At 43.7% G+C, this 4,388-nt stretch carries 3 protein-coding genes and 1 tRNA gene; 2 read left to right on the top strand and 2 right to left on the bottom strand.

Annotation, left to right across the window (positions count from 1 at the left end):
• The first annotated feature begins 52 nt into the window (after positions 1-52).
• The gene (locus QZT26_RS16575; RefSeq protein ID WP_172953459.1) at positions 53-304 is read left to right on the top strand and encodes a hypothetical protein; all 252 of its coding nucleotides are present in this window, start codon (positions 53-55) and stop codon (positions 302-304) included.
• A gap of 162 nt (positions 305-466) precedes the next feature.
• Here QZT26_RS16575 and QZT26_RS16570 read toward each other — a convergent pair.
• Positions 467-542, bottom strand: a tRNA-Ala gene (locus QZT26_RS16570).
• A 422-nt stretch (positions 543-964) separates the two neighbouring features.
• On the opposite strand from QZT26_RS16570, the gene leuS reads away from it, so the two are divergent.
• Positions 965-3,466 (top strand): leucine--tRNA ligase, encoded by a 2,502-nt coding sequence (leuS, locus tag QZT26_RS16565; protein ID WP_164995370.1) that lies wholly within the window; start codon positions 965-967, stop codon positions 3,464-3,466.
• Between the two features lie 274 nt (positions 3,467-3,740).
• Here the strand turns inward: leuS and QZT26_RS16560 are convergent.
• Positions 3,741-4,388, bottom strand: a 648-nt coding sequence (locus tag QZT26_RS16560; protein WP_295103724.1) for a hypothetical protein, incomplete at its 5' end; no start/stop codon positions are given.

The raw sequence follows: 4,388 nt of genomic DNA, 5'->3' as shown, positions 1-4,388 counted from the left end.
ACACCATTAGGCAGAAAAAATATAAAATCACCCATGAAAACTCAAAGATGTAGTGCCGAAAAATGAAGGACTAAAGTCGTATCACATTGGCAATAAAAGAGATACGATTTCTGCTTGTCGAAGTTGGGTTAAGAATGACCTTGTGTTTACCGGTGGCGCTGGGACCAAAATTGACAGTGACAATCTCCGAAGGGCACTTGACAGGGCATTGCAGAAGGCGGGTATTAGAGACGTACTCCGCATACATTCCGGCATACCTTTGCGACGCGTTTGGCGCAAAGAGGTGTGGATATTTACAAAATAGCAAAACTGCTGGGATATAAAGATATTCGTATGACACTGCGTTATGCCCATCACTGTCCTGATAGTCTGCGGGATGGTGTTCAGATTTTATGGACTGACTACAATTTGACTACAGTTGAGGAAAAACAAGTAGTATCAAATTCCTGAAAACCATTGAAAATAATGGTGGAGCTGAGGGGATTCGAACCCCTGACCTTTTGAATGCCATTCAAACGCGCTCCCAACTGCGCCACAGCCCCACATAGAATAGGTGATAGTTTTTTTAGATGAAGTGTTGGTAAGTTTCAAATATCGATGAGATAAAAAGCTACCATGATACTTGCTGATTGTCAAGGTTTTTCAACAGAAATCAATGGTCTTTTCAATTGATTACGTATGAAATTCTGTTAGAATCTGAATCTGTTTTGTATCGTTGCGAAAGATGAAGAAAGGCACAGGGCTAGATTTACCCACTTGCGCCTTTTTTTAATGGGGAATACGGTACAGTTGGCAATCTGTAATCTGCAGATTGAGGATTGAGGAGGATAAAAATTATTATAAAAACCTCAACTTATTTAGAAGTTACGTTTGTTTTTATTGTCCTATCTATCCTGTGTATCCCTGTTAAAACTAAAAATTATTACTAATTTTTTTGCAATACCTCGCTTTTAAGGAGTAGCTAATGGCGCAAAGGGAGTACAATTTTACCGGTATTGAAACGAAGTGGCAGGGATACTGGGAAGGCTGCGGCTTATTTTATACGGATGATACAAAGAAAAAGGACAAGTTCTATTGCCTGGTAATGTTTCCGTATCCATCCGGCACATTGCATGTAGGACACGGCAGGAATTATATTATCGGAGACGTTGTCGCCCGGTACAAAATGATGAAGGGATACAATGTGCTTTCTCCCATCGGATGGGATGCTTTCGGGCTGCCTGCTGAAAATGCCGCTATCAAAGGAGGTACGCATCCTGCCGCATGGACGCACAAAAATATAAAAGCCATGAAGCACCAGCTTCACCGATGGGGAGTCGGATATGATTGGGACAGGGAAATTACGTCCTGCAATCCTGATTATTATAAATGGACGCAATGGATTTTTCTGAAACTGTATGAGAATGACCTTGCATATAAAAAGAAGGCGGCGGTGAATTGGTGTCCTTCGTGCAGTACGGTATTGGCCAACGAGCAGGTGGTAGATGGATGCTGCGAACGGTGCGACAGCCCTGTGCGGCAAAGGGATCTGGTGCAGTGGTTCTTTCGTATCAGCGACTATGCCCAGAAGCTTCTTGACGATCTTTCGTTGCTGGAAGGATGGCCGGAGCGGGTAAAAACAATGCAGGCGAACTGGATAGGGAGAAGCGAGGGGGTGCGCATTGATTTCCGGCTGGAAGGTTCGGGAGAGATATTGCCTTGTTTCACCACACGGTCCGATACCCTTTATGGCGTTACTTTTGTCTCTTTGGCGCCGGAACATCCGGTAATTGAGCAACTAGTCATCGGTTCTCAGCGCGAGGGCGAGGTGATGGCGTTTGTTGAAAGAGCGAGAAACCAGGGGATGGTGGAACGTACGGCGGAAGATGCCGTAAAAGAGGGGATTTTTACCGGAATGTATGTTATCAATCCGGTTAATAATACAAAAGTACCCCTGTGGGTAGGAAATTATGTGCTCATGGAATATGGTACGGGCGCTGTCATGGGCGTACCTGCGCATGACCAGCGGGATTTCCTTTTTGCAAAAAAATATCATTTGCCGGTTAAGGCCGTTATTCAACCGGAAGGGGAATCATTTGACGCCGAAGCGATGAAAGAGGCCTTTACCTGTGAAGGCGTTCTGGTTAATTCTGAGGCATTTAACGGCATGCCCAATACGAGGGCAATGGTTGCGATTGCTGAGCATCTTGAAACGAAGGGGCTTGGGAAAAGGACGGTGACGTACCGGTTGCGCGACTGGCTAATATCGAGGCAGCGTTATTGGGGAACGCCTATTCCTATTATATATTGCGAGACGTGCGGAACGGTTCCTGTTCCGGAATCACAGCTTCCTGTACTTCTCCCGGAAGAAATCGAGTTTCTGCCACAAGGCATGAACCCCCTGGCAAAGATTGATTTGTTTGTCAACACGACTTGCCCTAAATGTGCAGCGCCTGCAAAGCGCGAGGTTGATACGATGGATACTTTTGTTGATTCGAGCTGGTATTTCCTCCGATACCTTTCTCCTAAGGATAATAATCAGCCTTTCGATAAAAAAAAGGTAAATGTGTGGCTGCCGGTGGATCAGTATATTGGCGGTGTGGAACACGCCATTTTGCATCTTTTATATTCACGGTTTATTACGAAGGCTCTTTATGATCTTGATTTCATCGGATGTAAAGAACCGTTTCACCATCTCTTTACACAGGGGATGATTATTAAGAATGGCGCGAAGATGTCGAAGTCAAAGGGGAATGTGGTAAGCCCTGATGTACTTATCGAAAAGTATGGCGCGGATACCCAGCGTCTTTACACCCTTTTTATAGGGCCGCCGCAGAAAGATGCAGAATGGAACGACCGGGGTGTGCCAGGAGCGCACCGGTTTCTGAACCGGCTCTGGCAAAAGGTTATAGAATTTGAAGAGAGTTATGCAAAGGTCGGGCGCACACAAATTGACATGCAAAAACTTCCCCCGAAGGCAAAGGCAATTTACCGTCAAACGAATCAGACGATTAAAAAGATTACGGATGATTTAGACACTTCGTGGCATTTTAACACGGCGATTGCCTCGATTATGGAATTACTAAATAATATTGATTCATTTAAGGTTGTTGCGCCTCGCAATACGGAAGAAGAATTGGAGTTTCTGGTTTTTAGTTATTCTATGGAAACGATTCTATTGCTCCTGGCCCCGTTTGTTCCTCATATTTGTGAAGAATTATGGGAGGCGATGGGGCATAAACCCAGTATCTTCAATAATAAATGGCCAGAATACGACAAGGATGCGATTCAGGAAGAAGAGGTTGAGATTGTTATTCAGGTCAATAGTAAGGTAAGAAGCCACATTTCTGTACCGGTGGATATCAGCGATGAAAATTTAAAAGAACGTGTAATGATAGACGAAAGTGTTATTTTATGCATGAAAGGAAAGACAGTGGTCAAGACCATTATTATTCCCAAAAAACTGGTGAATATTGTGGTGAAATAGGAAGTAGTTGTTGATACCGTGGATTCCTGAATGTAGCGCGAAGTACAACTTCGCTCTATCTCAAAAAAAACGCCGAAGGCTTAACTCCATTCTCGTTCTCAAGTAGCGGCAAGGCATGCCTTGTCGCTACTCGGGGGCACACATGTCCTGGAAGCTCCTGCTTCCATTTAATAAGAAATATTGGGATCAAAAGACGCTTTCAAATATTTTGTAACGGTGTTCCGATCTTTTTTAATATTCAAAACGTAGAGACGCACGGCCGTGCGTCTCTACTTCAGCATAGGAAACTATCCAGGAAGGTATTAATGTCTTTTCGATAGATATCCTTTCGTTTACTTGAATCCTCTATAACAATTCGTACCTTTCTGGCACCCAGTTCATAAGAGTAGGCATGTCTAAACAGATGCCTGAAGGATCGCAGGTTCTCTAATAGCGCATAGCTTTCCTGAGACATCAAAGAAGGTCTGATTCCTTCTATCGATATAGCCATGCGTTTCAATAATTCCACGTGGTATGAAGCTTTATTTGGAATATTGTTCTCGAAGGTATTTGCTACTATTTTGAAAAGATCTTCAAAAGCACAATAAAGATTGTGTAATTGATACGCGATACTTTCTATTCCTGTAGGTCTGTTTTCTTCCTGTCTTCGTTCCTCCAGTTTGGCATAGATGTTTTCTATCTCTCTTATTTGCGCATCTATATCGGCTTTCAATACTGTGAATTTTCCTTTATCCATTTCACCCCATTCTTCTTTATTTTTTCTATCAGCCTGTGTTCCTCTAGTTGTACCACATCTAGCTGGTAGGCTGGAGGCCATTAGCCTCCAACCCCCACTCGTCGCCAGATACTTTGGACAACGTGACAAAGCATCCTTTTTAAACCATACGTCTTTCTCGTAGTCAGCGACCCCGAAGTGTTGCTC

It is taken from the genome of uncultured Candidatus Kuenenia sp. (assembly GCF_900696675.1).
Taxonomy (GTDB): Bacteria; Planctomycetota; Brocadiia; order Brocadiales; family Brocadiaceae; genus Kuenenia; species Kuenenia stuttgartiensis_A.
The sequence above is the reverse complement of the archived record's forward strand: the minus strand, read 5'-3'. Positions and strand labels throughout refer to the sequence as shown.